This window comes from Kitasatospora indigofera, assembly GCF_014655955.1.
Taxonomy (GTDB): domain Bacteria; phylum Actinomycetota; class Actinomycetes; order Streptomycetales; family Streptomycetaceae; genus Kitasatospora; species Kitasatospora indigofera.
Genome location: NZ_BNBO01000012.1, coordinates 1 through 13,638, shown reverse-complemented (window position 1 = coordinate 13,638; position 13,638 = coordinate 1). Strand labels below are relative to the sequence as shown.

At 71.7% G+C, this 13,638-nt stretch carries 10 protein-coding genes; 9 read left to right on the top strand and 1 reads right to left on the bottom strand.

Annotated features, from left to right (window positions below):
* Window positions 1–69 precede the first annotated feature (69 nt).
* Window positions 70–2,976 (top strand): ATP-binding protein, encoded by a 2,907-nt coding sequence (locus IE329_RS41475; protein ID WP_268257277.1) that lies wholly within the window; start codon window positions 70–72, stop codon window positions 2,974–2,976.
* A gap of 995 nt (window positions 2,977–3,971) precedes the next feature.
* Here IE329_RS41475 and IE329_RS13360 read toward each other — a convergent pair.
* Window positions 3,972–5,168 carry an ROK family transcriptional regulator gene (locus IE329_RS13360; protein ID WP_190211064.1) on the bottom strand — a complete coding sequence of 399 codons (1,197 nt, stop codon included), beginning with the start codon at window positions 5,166–5,168 and terminating at the stop codon, window positions 3,972–3,974.
* A gap of 212 nt (window positions 5,169–5,380) precedes the next feature.
* Here IE329_RS13360 and IE329_RS13355 point away from each other — a divergent pair, with 212 nt between their 5' ends.
* From IE329_RS13355 to IE329_RS13320, 8 genes are all read left to right on the top strand, one after another.
* Window positions 5,381–6,712 (top strand): ABC transporter substrate-binding protein, encoded by a 1,332-nt coding sequence (locus IE329_RS13355; RefSeq protein WP_190211063.1) that lies wholly within the window; start codon window positions 5,381–5,383, stop codon window positions 6,710–6,712.
* Complete coding sequence (locus IE329_RS13350) at window positions 6,709–7,710, top strand: carbohydrate ABC transporter permease (RefSeq protein WP_190211062.1); 1,002 nt, start codon at window positions 6,709–6,711, stop codon at window positions 7,708–7,710. Before IE329_RS13355 ends, IE329_RS13350 begins: the two co-directional genes overlap by 4 nt.
* Entirely contained in the window at window positions 7,707–8,528 is an 822-nt protein-coding gene (locus tag IE329_RS13345) for a carbohydrate ABC transporter permease (protein ID WP_190211061.1), read from the top strand. Before IE329_RS13350 ends, IE329_RS13345 begins: the two co-directional genes overlap by 4 nt.
* Before the next feature lie 63 nt (window positions 8,529–8,591).
* The gene (locus IE329_RS13340) at window positions 8,592–9,881 is read left to right on the top strand and encodes a Gfo/Idh/MocA family protein (RefSeq protein WP_190211060.1); all 1,290 of its coding nucleotides are present in this window, start codon (window positions 8,592–8,594) and stop codon (window positions 9,879–9,881) included.
* Window positions 9,882–10,167: 286 nt separating this feature from the next.
* On the top strand, window positions 10,168–11,487 hold the full coding sequence (locus IE329_RS13335) for a glycoside hydrolase family 16 protein (protein ID WP_229927407.1): 1,320 nt from the start codon (window positions 10,168–10,170) through the stop codon (window positions 11,485–11,487).
* 68 nt (window positions 11,488–11,555) lie between these two features.
* Window positions 11,556–12,182 (top strand): hypothetical protein, encoded by a 627-nt coding sequence (locus IE329_RS13330; protein ID WP_190211059.1) that lies wholly within the window; start codon window positions 11,556–11,558, stop codon window positions 12,180–12,182.
* Between the two features lie 310 nt (window positions 12,183–12,492).
* Window positions 12,493–13,407 (top strand): substrate-binding domain-containing protein, encoded by a 915-nt coding sequence (locus tag IE329_RS13325; RefSeq protein WP_190211182.1) that lies wholly within the window; start codon window positions 12,493–12,495, stop codon window positions 13,405–13,407.
* A gap of 25 nt (window positions 13,408–13,432) precedes the next feature.
* Window positions 13,433–13,638, top strand: a 206-nt coding sequence (locus IE329_RS13320) for a hypothetical protein (RefSeq protein WP_190211058.1), incomplete at its 3' end; no start/stop codon positions are given.

Genomic DNA, 13,638 nt, shown 5'->3' with positions numbered 1-13,638 from the left:
TTCGTGGCCGGGGCTACGCTGAGGACGACGCTGGGGGCCGGCGGGTGCCAGTCTCCGTGGAGGTCGGCAGTGGAGCGTGATCCCTACGACGGTGCGGGGCGTGGCTTTGCCTGGACCGGCCGCAGCCGTGAGCTGGACCTGCTGCTGGCCGCCCTGGAGATACCGCCGGCCGTGGTGACGGTGGAGGGCGAGCCCGGGATCGGCAAGTCTCGCCTCCTCCAGGAAGCCGGCCGCACGCTGACCGGCCGTGGCATCCGAGTGGTGACCGGACTGTGCCATCCCCTGCGCGAACCTCTGCCGTTCGGCCCGGTCCTGGACGCCCTGCGCGGCACCGCCGACTGGCTCCCCGAACCCGACCGGCTCAATCCGCAGACCGGCGCACTCGCACCACTGCTGCCCGCCCTCGCCCGACGGCTGCCCCCACCGCCGGCCCGGCCGGAGGACCCCCGGACCGGACGCTTCCAGCTCATGGGGGCGGTACGGTCCCTGCTGGACGCCGTCGGCCCGCTGGTCCTGGCGATCGAGGACCTCCACTGGGCGGACGAGGCGACCCGCGAGCTGCTCCTCCTGCTGGCCCGGGACCTGCCCAAGCAACTCGGGCTGGTGCTCACCTACCGCCGCGAGGACCTGCCCGCCGACACCCCCGTTCTCGGCGCCCCCTACCGGCGCCCGCCCGGAACCAGCGGCGCGGAGATCCACCTCGACACCCTTGCCGAGGAGGAAGTCCACGCCCTCGCCGCCGCCGTGCTCGGCCCGCGGGCCAACCCCGCCCTGAGTCGCACGCTGTTCGAGCGCAGTGCGGGGCTGCCCCTGGTCGTCGAGGAGGACCTGCTCACGCTGACCGACCGGGCCCGCGACGCCCGGCGTGGTTCCGGCCGCACGCCTCGGAAGGACGCCCTTGCGGACGACATCTCGGTCCTGACGGAGGCCGCCGTGCCCCGGGGACTGCGCGAGGCCGTGACCGCCCGTATGTCGGCCCTGTCGGAGCCCGCCACCGCCGTGGTGGAGGCCGCCGCCGTCCTCGCCGTCCCCGCGAGCCGGCACCTGCTCACCGAGCTCACCGGCCTCGACCCCCGCCAGGCCGGCCCCGCCCTCACCGAGGCTCTCCGAGCCGCCGTCCTGCGCGAGACCGCGCCCGGCCACTACGGCTTCCGCCACGCCCTCGCCCAACAGGCCGTCTACCAGGACATTCCCGGCCCCCACCGGCAGGATCTGCACCGCCTGGCCGTCCGCGTCCTGTGGACCACCCCGCAGCCCCCGCTGGTCCAGATCGCCCACCACACCCGCGCCCTCGGGGACATCCCGGCCTGGCTGCGGCAGGCCGAGGCCGCCGCCGACCAGGCCACCGCGCTGGGCGACGAAGGCACCGCCACCACCCTCCTGCACGAGATCCTCGCCGAACCCCGCCTGGAGCCCGACCTGCGGACCCGCTCCGCCCTCGCCCTCTCCCGCATCGCCGTCAACGGCGTCGACTACACCACCACCACCAGCACCCTGCGCCGCATCCTCGCCGATCCTCAGCTCCCCACCGCCGCGCGCGGTGAGATCCGCCTCGCCCTCGGCCTCCTGATGTTCAACCTGGCCCGTGATGCCGCCGCGCCGACCGAGCTGGAACGGGCCGTCGAGGAACTGGCAACCCGCCCCGAACTCGCCGCCCGAGCCATGGTCGCCCTCGCCATGGCCCACCAACGGTCCTCGCAGGCGGCACGGGCGTGGATGGACCGCGCCGAGAAGACTGTCCGCGACAGCCCCGACCACGCCGCTCGGGCCGCGGTCCGCGCCACCCGCCTCAGTCTGATGGCCTCGGCCGGGGACCGCGACGTGTGGGGCCTCGTCGACGCGCTGCCCCTCGACGACCCCGACCCCGAGGTCCTGCGTCAGACCAGTCGTGCCCTGTTCAACGTCGGTGACACGGCGCTCGGCACCGGGTACGACACCCGCGCCGCGGCCCTGATCCACGAGAGCCTGGACCTGGCCCGGCGACTGGGCACCCTGGTGGTCGTGGAATGCCTGGGTGCCTTGGACCTCCTGAGGCTGGACTGGCTGGCAGGGCGCTGGGAACACCTGGAGGCCGACCACGCCGCGCTCACAGCCCAGTACCCCGACATGGCCGGTGCGGCTTTCGACGCGCACCTTGCCTCCGGCTGCCTGGCCGCTGCCCGCGGGCGGTGGACCCGCGCCCTCGACCAGCTCGGCCAGGCCGCCCACATCGCGGAGGCAGCCACCGAGGCCGAATGGAAGCTACGGGCGACGGCGGTCCTCGTCCACGTCCATCTCGCCCGCGGTCAGGCCCAGGCCTGGACCGTCACCGTCCCGGCCCTGGCGGCCCTGCGCTCCGCCGCCTGCTGGCCGGTGGCCTGCGACATGGTGCCCGTAGCAGTCCAGGCGGCACTCGCCGGCGGCCACCACCAGGACGCCCACGATCTCGTCACCGAGGCCGAACACGCCCTCGAAGGTGTCGACGCGCCTGCCGCGCATGCCGAGACGCACCTCGCCCGCGGCCTGGTCCTCCAGCACGACGCCGACAGCGAAGGCGCCGCCGGTCACTTCGACCGCGCCCGCCTCACCTTCCAAGCCATCGGCCGCCCCCACCACACCGCCCGCGCCCTCGAACACCACGCCCGCGCCCTCGCCCCCACCGATCCCCAGACCGCCGCCGACCACCTGACCGAAGCGGCCGCCACCCACGCCGCCCTCGGTGCCACCGCCGACGCCGCCCGTTGCCAACAAGCCCTGCGCGAACTCGGCCTGCACCGCCCCACCCCGCGCGGCCGCCGCAGCTACGGCGAACACCTCTCCCCCCGCGAGACCCAGGTCGCCCAACTCCTCGCCACCGGCGCCACCAACAACGACATCGCCCACGCCCTCGCCATCTCACCCCGCACCGTCGAACAACACGTCGCCAACACCCTCAAGAAACTCCGGACCACCCGCGACAACATCCCCGGCCCCCACACCGCACCCCGGGCCCCCTGATCGAGGCCGGAACACCGCTGCCCAGCCGCAGCGCCACGTCCGGAGCCCGACTCACCGGGCCGCCTGCGGCACCGGCGACGAATCCCCACGGCCCGCACGGCCACCCCCCCGGGCCAGCCCGGGCCACAGGGCAAGGGTGACCGTCGTCCCGGGCCGTGGGGGAGGTGTAACCGGCCCACGTGTGTGCCGCCGTGTCGGGATTCCTCGTCGATCGCCGGCCGGCCGGCCGGCGTTGGCGTGCGGGTCGGGACTGTGGGCGGTCGAGCGCTCGGTACGTGGTCTTCCGCGTGCCGATACCGTACGACCGCACCCAACCGAGACCCTGCTGTGACCCTCCCGGCGGCCATCCGATCTTGGTTCACACGCTTCATGGAGACAGACCGCCGGTGCGGAACAGGCGACCGGCCGCAGGACCGGCCGAGGAGGCCCCGCCATGGACGAGATCGCCACCAGCGGCAGCAGGACCGCACCCACCAGCCCGTGGACCGGGACGGCGGACGCCGCGACCGCCGTCCCCGCGGTTTCGGTACCGGGACGAGGTCGGGCCGACCTGAAGCGGTCCGGGATCTCGGGCACCGCCCCGGAGCGGTGGGGGCCGCGTGCGGCGCTGCCCGTACCGTGCCCAGCGCCTGGGAAGGGGACGAGGGGACCGGTCAGAGCGCCCTGCTCGCGCTCTCCGAACTCGTCACCGGCGCCATCGAGCATCCAGGGCCGCCGACAGCACCAAGTACAGGCCGCCCCGCCTCGTCCCACATTCCTCGCGTCGAGGTTCACGACGACGGCCCCGCCCCCCGCGACGGTGCCTGGAACACCGGGCAGGCGCCTGACGAAGACGGGCGTGGCGCCGCCATCGTCGCCCGGCCGGCCACCGTCCACGGCCATCAACCGGCCACACCACGGCGCCCAGCACCGGGCGGACCCGAGGCCACCGCGGCGGCCGCCCTCCCGGCAGCCGCCCAGGGGACTGCCGGCCGAGGTCCTCGGGGGCCGGCCCTTCAGTCCGAGGCTCCCCGAACGGACTCGAACAACCCCTGGCCGGCGGAACGGCCTGTGACCGGCGCACCGGTCCCGGCGACCTTGCGGCCGCCCTCGGTATGAGCGCCGAACAGTTCGGCGTTGGTGTGTTCCAGGGCCAGCCGTACGGCGCCGAGGGCGACCGCTTCGACGCCGACGGTCGAGGCGGCCACCTGCGGCGGGTCGAGGCAGAGCTTGTCGAGATGACCGCGCACCGGCCCGGCGAGTGCCTCGCCGGCCTGGGAGAGACCGCCGCCGATGACGACGAGGTCGGGATTGACGGTGAGGACCATGGCGGCGATGCCCTGGGCGAGGACGCGGGCGAAGCGGTCGACGCGGGCGGTCGCGGAGGGGTCGCCGGCGGCGGCGTCGGCGAAGATCTGCGCAGGGTCGGGGGAGGCGCGCACATCGTTCATGGCGTCACCCTCCCAGCCGAGGAGAGCCAGGGCGCCGATCTCTCCGGCCGCGCCACCCCGGCCGCGGTGGAGGCGTCCGCCGAGCATCATGCCCGCGCCGGAGCGTTTGCCGGCGATCAGTTGGATGAAGTCGTCGGCGTACCGCGCGGCGCCGCGCCAGTGCTCGGCGAGGGCAGCCAGGTTGGCGTCGTTCTCGACGTAGGCGGGGCAGTCGAACCAGGTCCCCGCAATGCTGGCGAGGTCGGTTCCGCTCCACTCCGGGAGCGGGGTGGAGAGCCGGATGCGGCCGTACGTGTCGACGATGGCGGGCACGCCCAGGCACAGGGCTCGAAGCCGTGCGTGCGGGTGCTCGGCCAGGAAGCCGGCGGCACAGGCATGGATGCGTGTCAGACGGTCCGGGCCGCTGATGCCCGGGGCCATCTCGGCACTCCGGGACGCGACCACGGCGCCGTCGAGGTCGGTGAGGGTCATGCGGATGCCCGCGACACCGACGTCGATGCCGAGGACGTGGCCGGCCTCGGCGCGGAAGCGGTAGCGACGGGCGGGGCGGCCGATGCTCCGTTCGGGGGCGACCTCCTCGATCCAGCCCGCCTCGTCGAGCTCGGCGATCACGACGTCCACGGTCTGCCGGGACAGCGAGGCCGCTCGGCCGATCTGGGTGAGCGTCATCGGTTCCGCGCTGCGCATGACGCGCAGGACGGCTTCGACGTTCAGGCGCCGCAGCAGGGCGGGATCGCCGCCGGTGAGACCAGTGCGGTTCACGAGACCTCGCTTCTTGTCCGGGACGCCCCTGCGGCCCGCATCCACGCTGCCATCTTACGGCAAGTCATTACGTAACGGTATTGCATATATGTCTTGACCAATGTCGGAGGCCACTCCTAGCATCGCCTCAGTTTAGAAACAGCTCGACGTAATTCGTTCGAGCGCTGACGCTGTCCGTCGTCCCGCAGGTCACCTCGTCCTAGGAGCCCCCGATGTCCGCAAGATCCCCCCGCCGCACCGCGGCGATGTGCGCCCTGCTGGTGGCGGCCACCGGCCTGACCGCCTGCAACGGCCTGACCCCCGGCGGCGGCACAAAGAGTGCGGCTACCTCCGGCCCGGTCTCCACCGCGCTTCCCACCGGCAATGCCACGCTGACCGTCGTGAGCTCCGAGAACGCGGGCACGACCAAGGCCCTGGCCGAGGCCTTCCACGCCAAGCACCCGAACATCACGGTGGACTTCCAGTACACCGGCCCCGACGACTACGACAAGAGCCTCAACCTCAAGCTCTCCTCGGACAACGCCCCGGACCTGGCGCTGCTGAACAAGCTCGGCACCACCGTCAAGGGCAACCTCGTCCGCGACCTGGACCCCTACACCCGGGCCTACGGCTGGGACACCAAGTACCCCAGCAGTCAGCTCGACCAGTGGCGCGCCTCGGACGACGGCAAGCAGCTGGGCACCGGCCACCTGTGGGCCGCGCCGGCCGGGTTCTCGGTGGTCGGCGTCTACTACAACAAGGAGATCGCCGCCAAGCTCGGCATCGGCGTGCCGAAGACCCGGGCGGAGTTCGAGGCAGCACTCGCCAAGGCGAAGGCCGCGGGCGAGCTCCCGGTGCAGCTCGGCAACCTGCAGGGCCACTCCTCCTTCGTCGTCCAGTCGATCGTCGACTCCGTGGACGGCGCGGCGAAGACCGGCGACTGGGTCAACGGCAAGCAGGGCTCGACCGTCGACACCCGCGGCGGCGCGGACGCGGCGACCACCCTCTCCGACTGGGCGAAGAAGGGCTACCTGCCCGAGGGCGCCAACGGCACCGACCTGCCGGGCTCGGTCGCCGCCTTCACCAAGGGCTCCGGGTTGTTCCTGTTCGACGGCAGCTGGGACGCACAGGTCATCGACAAGGCCGCACCCGGCAAGGTGGGTTTCCTGCCCTTCCCCGGCGCCGACGCCGCCTCCAAGGCCACCGGCATCGGCACCTCCGTCGCCTACGCCATTCCCGCCAAGTCCAAGAACCCCGACCTGGCGGCGGCCTTCCTCGACTTCATGAACACCCCCGAGGCCGCGCAGATCCAGTTCTCCACCGGCTTCCTGCCCGTCGCCCACGCCGACCAGGTCAAGGCCCCCGCCAACAGCGTGATGAACGAGGTCACGGCCGCCTGGGGCAAGGTCAACACGGACAACGGCCTGGTGAACTTCTTCGCCAACACCGACGCCACCATGAACGACACCCTCACCTCCCAGGGCCAGCAGCTCATCGGCGGCAAGACCACCCCGGACGCCTACCTCGCCGCACTCCAGGCCGACTGGCTCAAGGGGCACCAGTGAGCACCACCACCCCCTCCCACCGGCGCGACACCACCACCCGGCGCGCGGCCGGCCCGGCAGGGGACGCACCGTGCGGTCACCGGACGCAGGCCCCGAGCGGACGGTCCGCGCGCACCCTGCGCGCAGGCCCGGGCCGGCCCCGCTCCCGCCGCATCGCCTACCTGTACCTCGCGCCGGCGCTCGCCCTGTACACCGCCTTCGTCGTACTGCCATGGCTGCACACCATGTGGCTCTCCTTCTTCGACTGGGACGGCGTCACAGTCGGCACCGGGGCCGGCCTCGCCAACTACCGCGAGGTGCTGACCGACCCGGCCCTGCGCTCCTCGATCGTGCACGCGCTCGGCTTCATCGGCTTCTACTCGCTGCTGCCGATCGCGCTGGGCCTGCTCCTGGCCGCCGTCATCGGCGGCCGGGGCGGGCGCCGCCACCCCGTCAGCCGCACCGTCCTGTTCCTGCCGCAGATCATCCCGCTGGTCGCCGTCGGCGTCACCTGGAAGTGGATGTACTCCACCGACGGCATCGTCAACCAGGCACTGCGCGCCGTCGGCCTCGGCTCGATCACCCGCGCCTGGCTCGGCGACTTCACCTGGGCCTACGTCGCCGTCGGCCTGGTCGGCACCTGGGTGATGCTCGGCCTGTGCCTGATCGTCTTCCAGGCCGGAATCCAGAAGATCGACAGCAGCCTGTACGAGGCCGCCCGCCTCGACGGCGCAGGCCCCGTCCAGGAGTTCTTCGCCGTCACCCTGCCGGGGCTGCGCGCCGAGATCGGCGTCGCCCTGACCATCACCGTCATCTCCGCGCTCGCCAGCTTCGACGTCGTCTACGTCACCACCGGCGGCGGACCGGGCGACTCCACCACCGTTCCCGGTGTGCTCATCTACCGGCTCGCCTTCACCAACGGCGAGGTCGGGGCCGCCTGCGCCCTGGCCGTGGTACTCAGCGCACTGATCGCCCTGATCGTCCTCGCGATCAGCCGCATCACCCGGGAGAAGACATGAACCGCCGCTTCGAAGGCCTCGCCGGCCGCGCCGTGATGGCCGCCTTCACCCTGGCCGTCATCGTCCCGTTCGCCGGCATCGTCCTCGCCGCCCTCAACCCGCCGGGCACCATCGTCGACGGACTCCACTGGCCCGAACACCCCACCCTGGACAGCTTCGGCCGGGCCTGGTCCGACGCCGGCTTCGGCCAACTGCTGCGCAACAGCGCCGTCGTCGCCCTCGGCGTCGTCCCCATCGCGCTGGTCTGCGCCTCTCTCGCCGGGTACGCCTTCGCCACCATGGAGTTCCGCGGCCGCACGATGCTCTTCGGCTTCCTGCTGCTGGGCCTGGCCCTGCCCTACGAAGCCGCCGTCGTCCCCCTCTACTACGACCTGCGCGCATTCGGCCTCACCGACACCCCGCTCGCCCTGATCCTTGCCCTGGTCGGCCTGTTCATGCCGTTCGGAGCGTTCTGGATGCGTGAGCAGTTCCTCGCCCTGCCCAAGGAGATGACCGAGGCGGCCGCCGTCGACGGCGCCGGCAGCTGGACGGTGCTCTGGAAGGTCCTGCTGCCCTGCGCCAAGCCCGCACTGATCACCCTCGGCCTGCTCTACTTCCTGTGGGCCTGGAACCAGTTCCTGCTCGCCCTCATCCTCATCCAGGACCCCCGCGGACGCACCGCCCCCGCCGGCCTCGGCTTCTTCGTCGGCGCCCACAACATCGACGTCCCCCTGCTGTCCGCAGCCACGCTGATCGTCATCGCCCCCGTGGTCGCCGTCTACCTCTTCTTCCAGCGGCACTTCATCGCCGGCATGCTCTCCGGCGCCGTCAAGGGCTGACCGCACGCCCACGACCGCACCGCTGCCCGCCTCTCCTCACTCGTCCCCGGAGGACACACCGCCATGAGCCATGCCCGCGTACCCGCCACCACCCGGCCCCGAACACCTGGAGAGCCGCTGCGCCTGATGCTGGTCGGCGCCGGCGGACGCGGATCCACCTACGCCACCTACGCCGCCACCACCGGCCGTGCCAGGATCGTCGCGATCGCCGAACCCGACGTCGCCCGGGCCACCGCCGCGCGGGAGCGCCACCCGGGCGCCGAAGTCTTCGACGACTGGCGCGCCCTCGCGGAGCAGACACCCGAGGCCGACGCGGTCCTGATCACCACACAGGACGCCGAGCACGTCGAGCCGGCCGTGCGCTTCGCCGAACTCGGCTACCACATCCTGCTGGAGAAGCCGATGGCCACCAGCGAGGAGGACGCCCGGCAGATCTCCGACGCCGTGGCGAAGGCCGGCGTCATGCTCGCCGTCTGCCACGTCCTGCGCTACACCCCCTACACCACCGGGGTGAAGGAGATCGTCGACTCCGGACGGCTCGGCGACATCGTCAGCGTCGAGCACCTGGAGCCGGTCGGCTGGTGGCACCAGGCCCATTCCTACGTCCGCGGCAACTGGCGGCGTGAGGACCAGGCCAGCCCGATGCTGCTCGCCAAGTCGTCCCACGACCTGGACTGGATCTCCTACATCATCGGTGCGCCGGTGCGGAAGGTGTCCTCCTTCGGTTCCCTCATGCACTTCCGCCCCGAGAACCGCCCCGCCGAAGCGGCCGACAACTGCCTGGACTGCCCGGTCGAATCCACCTGCCCCTACTCCGCGAAGCGCCTCTACCTCGGCTGCCTCGGTGACGCGGACCGGGAGCGCTGGCCGCTGAACGCCGTCACCGGGGCCCGCACCCCGGAGGGCGTCGAGCAGGCACTGCGCGAGGGACCGTACGGGCGGTGCGTCTACGCCTGCGACAACGACGTCGTCGACCACCAGGTCGTCAACATCGAGTACCAGGGCGGCGCCACGGCCTCCTTCACCATGACCGCCTTCACCCCGTTCACCCACCGCAAGACCCGCATCTTCGGCACCCTGGGCAGCCTCGACGGCGACGGCGTCCACGCCACGGTCACCGACTTCGTCACCGGCCGGGAGGAGACCCTGCTCCTGGGCGTGGACGGCCCCGACGCCGGAAGCGGGCACGGAGGTGGCGACGAACGCCTGGTCGACGCCTTCCTCGACGCCCTGACCAGCGGCGACCCCGTCCACATCCTCTCCGACCCCGCCACCAGTCTGGAGAGCCACCTCGTCGCCTGGGCCGCCGAACGCGCCCGCCGCACCGACACCGTCCAGGCGCTCGCGAACTAGGGCACCGTCCCTCCGTCTCCGGCCCCGAGGCCCCCGACTCACAGGGGCCGGACATCCGGGGTGCCGGCCGGACCCGCCGCACCGGGCCCGGCCGGCACCCCACCTCCCACCGTGAGCCCCGCCCCCCGCCGATCCCGCCCCCCGCCGGCAGAAGGCCCCGGACCTCACCCACCAGGCCGGCAACCGCCGGCCCCCAGAACCCCGGTTCCGGACAGAGCGCCCCGCCGCCCCGCCCGCAACCGGCCGCCATGCACCACCCCACCCCCACCCCCGAAGGGAAAGCGTCATGGCAGAAACCCCCGGCACCACGCCGGCCCCCACCCCCACCCGGCGCCGCCGGCCCCTCACCCACAGCGCCCTCATCTGCATGGCGGCAGCGGCAGCCCTCCTGCTGCCCGCCGTCGCCCACGCCGCCGACACCCCGCCCAACCCCACCACCAAGTCCGGCTACACCCTGGACTTCCAGGAGGAGTTCGACGGCACCTCGCTCAACACGAGCAAGTGGCTGCCGTCCTACCTCCCGCACTGGACGTCGACCCCCGCCAACGCCCAGGCCCGCTACACCATCGCCAACGGCACCCTCACCGAGCGCCTCGACGCCGACACCCCCGCCTGGAACGCCCAGTACGACGGCACGGTGAAGATCTCCAGCATCCAGTCCTACGAGAAGGACAACTGGCACCGCTTCAACGGCTCCATGCCCAACGACCACCACGAGCCCGACTTCAACGGCTACTCCACCAAGTACGGCTACTTCGAGATGCGCGCGAAGAACTCCAACGTCGGGGGCGGCGGGCACCAGGCGCTGTGGCTGGTCGGCACCGACGACACCACCCTCGGCAACGCCAACTCCGAGATCGACATGGTCGAGACGTTCTTCTCCAACCCGAACAACTGGCGCATCGCGGCCTACGGCTGGGGCGACCCCAACTTCCTCGGTGACTGGTACACGTCCGACAACCCGGTGCCCAGCGGCAGCCCCACCACCGAGTACCACCTCTACGGCATGGACTGGACCCCCACCCAGCTCAACTTCTACTACGACAACCAGCTCTACAAGACCATCAACGACGCCCCCAACATGCCGATGGGCATGATCCTCGGCCTGTACACCGACGCCGGCTCCGGCGTCCACAACAACGTCTGGCCCAAGACCTGGAACGTGGACTACCTCCGGGTGTTCAAGGACAACGCCGGCTACTCCGAGGGCTCGGGCTACCAGCGGATCAAGAACCACCAGACCGGCCAGTTCCTGAACATCGAGAACCAGACCGGCAACGTCCAGTACGGCAACGTCCCCGCCACCTACTGGAGCTCCCAGTGGGCCAAGGAGACCACCACCGACGGCTACACCCGCTACCGCAACCGGTGGACCGGCGAGTACATGAACACCACCACCGGCAACGCCGTCGTCCACTACGGCAGCCTGCCCGCCACCGACACCACCAGCCAGTGGACCGAGGAACCCATCTCCGGCTACACCCGGCTGAAGAACCGCTCCACCGGCACCTACGCCCACACCGAGAACCTCACCGGCAACCTCCAGCACGGCGCCGCCCCCAGCACCTGGTGGACCAGCCAGTGGACCTTCGAACCCGCCTCCTGACCCCCTGACCCCGGTGCGGGCCGCCCTGTCCGCGGGCGGCCCGCACCCCCCACCGAAGGGAAGCCGCCATGCTCAGGAGAACCGCTCCGCTGATCCTGGCCGCCCTCTTGCTCACCGCAGGATGCTCCTCCGCCCACACGGCCGCCGGAACCCCGGCCGCTCCGACAGCACCCGACCACTCCGGGCAGAGCCTCTGGCACGTCATCGACAGCAACGGCAGCACCGTCACCCAGCTGGGGGACGACGACCCCGTCGTCACCGCCGTCCGCAAGACCGTCGTCCTGCACTCCGGAGCGGTCGACAACCGCGACCACCGGACCATCGGCGACAGCACCGCCCAGGAGTTCACCTTCTACAACCAGGACTTCGCCGACCAACTGCGCTCCCAGCAGTACGACACCAAACTCGCCGCCCTGTTCACCACCAACCACCTCGCAACGCGGCAGGTCAGCATCGCCTGGTACCAGTCCACGTTCCCCAAGGACATGACCACCGCCAAGGTGCAGATGGACAGCACCATCGAGTTCACCGAGGCCGACCCCGCCTACCTGAGCGCCAACAAGTTCGAACTGAACAAGCCCTACACCCAGCACCGCACCATCAGCCTCGTCAGGACCGGCGACACCTGGACCATCACGGCCATCGAGAAGCACCCCCTCGAAGCGCCCGTTGCCCCGCCCAAGCCGACCGGCTGACAGGGACGTGGCCCCCGGCGGGGCCATCCCGCCCGGCCGCCGTACGACAGGACCCGCCTCTCCCAGGTTCGCCCCCGCCGCAGGCCGCCGCGGCGTCCACCGGGACCAGACGCCACCGACAGCCCGTGGCGTCAGCAGGCCGACCCGCTGTCCATCCCCATACAGGAGTGCTTGTTGATGTTCTGCTCCCTCACCAGGCGCTTCGTCGCCCCCACCTGCCTCCTCCTCGCGGCCGGCCTGGTCGGCGCGTGCTCCCGCCGGTGCGGATTCGGCCGACACCGGTGCCCCGCTCCCTCCGGCCTCCGCGAAGATCTCGATCACCTATCTGCAGAAGCAGGGCGATCAGAAGTACTTCCTCGACCAGGCCGCCGGCGCCCGCGCCAAGGCCGCCGAACTCGGGGTCGACCTGACGGTGGTGGACGTGGGCAACGACGGGGCCAGGACGCTCGCCGCGCTGCGCTCCGCCATCGCCAACCGGACCAACGGCCTGATCGTCGTCGTCCCGGACCCGGCGGTCGGCCCCGACGTTGCGAAGGCGGCCAAGGAGGCCGGGGTCGCACTGCTCACCTCGGACGACCAGATCTGCACCGATTTTCCGGACCCGAGTGTCTGCTCACATCAGAACCTCGTACCCCGCGTGGGCTTCAGCGGGGAGCAGATGGGCGCCCAGGTCGGCCGGCGTGCCGGCGAGGAGTACCGGAAGGCGGGCTGGACTGCGACGGACACCCGGATCGTCTACGCCTGGCAGCAGGACGTGAACGTCTGCCGCGAGCGGGTCAACGCGGCCGGCCTGGCCTTCGACCGGGTAGCGGGCCGCATACGCTCCCTCGACGTGGGGACCGACAACACCCCCCAGGGCGCTCAGCGCAAGGTCGCATCGAGAATCGTGACGGACGGCGCCGGCGTCAAGCACTGGGTGGTCTGGGGCTGTAACGACGAGAACGTCCAGGGTGCCGTCACCGCCCTCCAGAGCGCCGGCGTCAGCGCCGACAACGTCATCGGCGTGGGCCTGGGGGGCTACCTCGCCTGCAAGGACTGGGGCGGCCCCAAGCCGTCCGGTATGAAGGCCGCCCTGTTCATCAACGGCCGGGACGTCGGGGCGCTGGCCGTCCAGACGATGTACGACAAACTCCGGAAGGGGACGCCCTTCCCCGCCGAGGCGTTCGCCCCCACGACCATGATCGACGCCGCCACCTGGAAGAACTCCGGCGCCACCTGCAAGTGATTTCGACTTGTGACAGCGGCGGCCGGTGGCGCCCGGCATCCTGTCCGACCCGTACGGCGTGCCGGGTCCCTGCTCCAGCCGGCACCGCATCGTGCACCTGGACGGGGAGGCCGGCCACACCCATCGGTTCAAGCTCGCCCCGAAGGGCCAAGGCTGGTTCACGGCGACCGTTGCCGTCACCTACAACGCCTACCTGAAGCTCTACATCGGCGAGCCGCAGGCGGTCGACCA